Here is a 3341-nt window from a genome sequence, read left to right on the forward strand (position 1 = left end):
ATACATTTTAAGGCTGTACACTAACAAGCGCCTCGTGCTGCACTCAATTCTGATTAGACGTCACACGACGTGTTGCTATCAGCCTGCAAGGGGTAGTATCACCCTGTATTCGTAAATTGAACGGCAAAAAAATGCATCCACTCATTAAAGATATTGAACGTAAAGGGCTTTCGCGCCGGCGTTTTCTGCGTAATTTATTCCTTACTGCGGGTAGTGTTTCCAGCGCAAAATATCTTACAGCTTGCGGCGGCTCATCCAGCTCCAGTGGGCTACAGGATGCGGTAAACCCTTTCGTTGACAGCGGGTTTGCAACCATGGGGCCATTGCTGCCCCCAGACGAGAACGGTGTGCAGTTGCCTGCAGGATTTACCTCTCGTGTCATAGCTGAATACGACGCAAACGTTATCGCCGACGATGGCACCGATACCGGTTATGCATGGCATACCGACCCCGACGGTGGCGCAACCTTTCGCACGGAAGATGGCGGATGGATTTATGTGAGCAATTCAGAGCGGCGTGATAGCACCACAGGGCCTGCTGTTGCTGGCACAGCTTATGGACCGCCCAATCGACGACAGGATGTTGCCGCCGCAGGCCTGATGACGGGCGGAGTTAGTGCGCTGCGATTCAATGCCAGGGGCGAGTTGATCGACGCGTACCGATGCCAGGCCAACACCACAACCAATTGCTCTGGCGGGGCAACCCCGTGGGGAACCTGGATCAATGGCGAAGAAATACTGGATGGGTTGATGTTTGAATGCAGCCCACTGCGCGATGGTGGTGACCACGTGCACTTGCCCGCTTTTGGCATTAAAGGCCATGAAATGGTGGCGGTGGATGAAGCAGGGCGTGCGATCTATCACACCGAAGATGCCGGTGGCGACGACCGTTTCTATCGCACTATTTGGACGGCAGCCGATTGGCCAAGCGGGGAGCGTCCGGTAATGGATAACGGTTTGCTTCAGGTGATGGGCGTACCCGCCGGATTAGATGCCGCTCGGCAGGGGCCAACGCCCATTGCATGGCACAATGCCCTGGCCGTGGATCAACCACAGTTCCAAAACCGCCATCCCGATAGCACGCTAATGGAGGGCAATGAGGGCGTGTGGTTCCTAAACGGTTTCGTTTTTGTCACCACCAAAAGCGACGACACCATTTGGGCCATTGATACGATCGCCAATACGATAGAATCGATTTATGACCCCACCGATGGACCTATCGGCTCTCCGGTCGATGACAGTGAACCACCATTGGCGGGCGTAGATAATATTACGATGACGCTGGACGGCGAAATGCTGGTAGTAGAGGATGGCGGTGATATGCGCTGCATGGTATTGATGCCTGATCAAACCACAATACCCTTATTGCGACTGCCGGGTGACCCAGGGGCCACTGAGGTCACAGGCGTAGCGATTTCCCCCGACGGTCGCCGAGTTTACGTTTCCGGGCAGCGCACATTTAATAGTGGCGATGGCGCAATAGGCTACAATATCGCGGGCTTAACCTACGAAATCACCATGCCGTTTTCAGTTCAGGTAGATCGCCCGCTGGCGCGGCCAATGCCTAAAGTGTAGGTATCTCCAGCCCAGTCGCGACTGATGCAATGGGGTCGGCTCACCGGGATCAGGGTCAGTGCTCACACCTCAAATGACAAAGGTGTAAGAGTAAGTGGTACTTGCCATGCTAGGATAAAAACGTAACAGCACGGCTAACCCGTTTACCGCTGCGATTCTTAAACTATTAGGGATCGCAACCAATAAAAAGGGCGCCCAGTGTCGCGATCTTAAAAGACCATCTATTGAGATAATTAAGACCTGCCCGTCAGCCACTGTCGGGCTTCGCTTTCGCTAGATACTACACCGCACAAATGGAAAAAAATGGCGAATAAATATTCTGACACTGCCATAAAAATGAATTTTCTGGTTAAACCTTTGCTACGCTCACCACTGCACTGGTTGTTGAGTTCCAGCGTGGCATTGATTCGCTTTACTGGCCGGAAATCCGGTAAACAATTTGAGACGCCGGTTGCCTTCACCAAATTTGATGGCGAGTTTTTGATTTGCCTGACGGAAACCCGCGATCGTCAGTGGTGGAGAAACTACCGCAAACCCTGGCCAATGGCGCTTAAGTACAAAACCCGCTGGCTGGAGGGTGAAGCATGCTGGCTGGAGCCCGGCAGCGAGGCGTATCGAACCAACTTCGAACGCGTATTCAGACGAGTCAGCTTTACGCCCAGAATCTATAAAATTAATGACTTTGATGCCGAACAGGGGCTCACTGATGCCCAGCTGCAAATTCTTCTGGATAACGGCTCAGGTATCGTGCAGTTTCTGCTAAAAAACGGAAGCTCAGGCTAGAAAGCCCGGAGTGTCCGGGAAGGATCATCGTTAGTGATAACCGCTTGCTAGCGTTTATCGCAGTGTAGAGACAGGAGATGTGCCAATGAGCGCGTTCGACGGCGCAAGTTTCTTCAGTGAAGAGGCTATCAACGACCCGCATTCACTTTACGAGCAGATGCGAAACTTGGCGCCCGTATGTCAGATCGGAGAAACCCGAGCTTTTGTAGCCTGTTCGCATAGTGCGGTAACCGAGTTGATTAAGCGCCACCAGGATTTCTCGGCGAATCTAAGGGGCATGCTGGTTTGTGGTGACAACGGGGCGCCCACCATCTTCGATCTGAAAGGCGCCGGAACCGCCAGCGATGTCATTGCCACTGCCGATGAACCGGATCATGCGATACATCGGCGGCTGATGTTGCCACCGTTAAAAGCCAGCCGTATTGTCGCGCTTGAGCAGGACATCAAGCGTTTTGCACAGCAGCAAGTTGATGATTTTCTCCATGCGAGCGGTGATGCTTGTTCTGCTCTGTGTGAGGCTTTACCCGCCTTCGTTGTCACTCGCCTGCTGGGGCTGGGTGATGATGCGCAGGAAGCGGTACAACGCTGGGCAATGATGGGCGGGGAATTTCTGGCCGGGCGCTTCGAATCCGACCGACTGCAACTGATACTGCAGGAAACTGCTGCACAGAACACGTACCTGACCCATCATTTTGAGAAGGTACACGCTGCGCCAGCGAGCGATCGCGGTGATTCGTTGACCGCTACGCTCGCCCAGGGTGTAGATGAGCAACTTATCAGCAAAGAGCAAGCCGTGGGCATTCTAACGATTCTGTTTGGTGCCGCCGGAGAGTCCACCGCCAGCCTGATTGGCAGCGCCATTCTCAGGCTGGCTCAAGATCAGCCGCTACAGAAACGCCTACGCGCAGAACCCGATCTGATATCGGCCTTTATCGAGGAAATATTGCGACTGGAACCGCCATTCAAGTTTCACTACCGTTCGGT

The 3341-nt window shown here is 53.5% G+C and carries 3 protein-coding genes; all 3 read left to right on the forward strand.

What is annotated here, in order from left to right; genetic code table 11:
- Positions 1 to 131: 131 nt before the first annotated feature.
- Complete coding sequence (locus tag AC222A_RS18935) at positions 132 to 1574, forward strand: alkaline phosphatase PhoX (protein ID WP_486775458.1); 1443 nt, start codon at positions 132 to 134, stop codon at positions 1572 to 1574.
- A 303-nt stretch (positions 1575 to 1877) separates the two neighbouring features.
- Positions 1878 to 2357 (forward strand): nitroreductase/quinone reductase family protein, encoded by a 480-nt coding sequence (locus AC222A_RS18940; RefSeq protein ID WP_372759547.1) that lies wholly within the window; start codon positions 1878 to 1880, stop codon positions 2355 to 2357.
- Positions 2358 to 2442: 85 nt separating this feature from the next.
- A partial coding sequence (locus AC222A_RS18945) for a cytochrome P450 (RefSeq protein WP_486775459.1) occupies positions 2443 to 3341 on the forward strand: 899 nt, incomplete at its 3' end.

The sequence above is a fragment of the Litorivivens sp. genome, from assembly GCF_057445395.1.

Coding starts and splice junctions, on each gene's coding strand:
- AC222A_RS18935 (WP_486775458.1), top strand. CDS start 132: ATGCATCCACTCATTAAAGATATTGAACGTAAAGGGCTTTCGCGCCGG.
- AC222A_RS18940 (WP_372759547.1), top strand. CDS start 1,878: ATGGCGAATAAATATTCTGACACTGCCATAAAAATGAATTTTCTGGTT.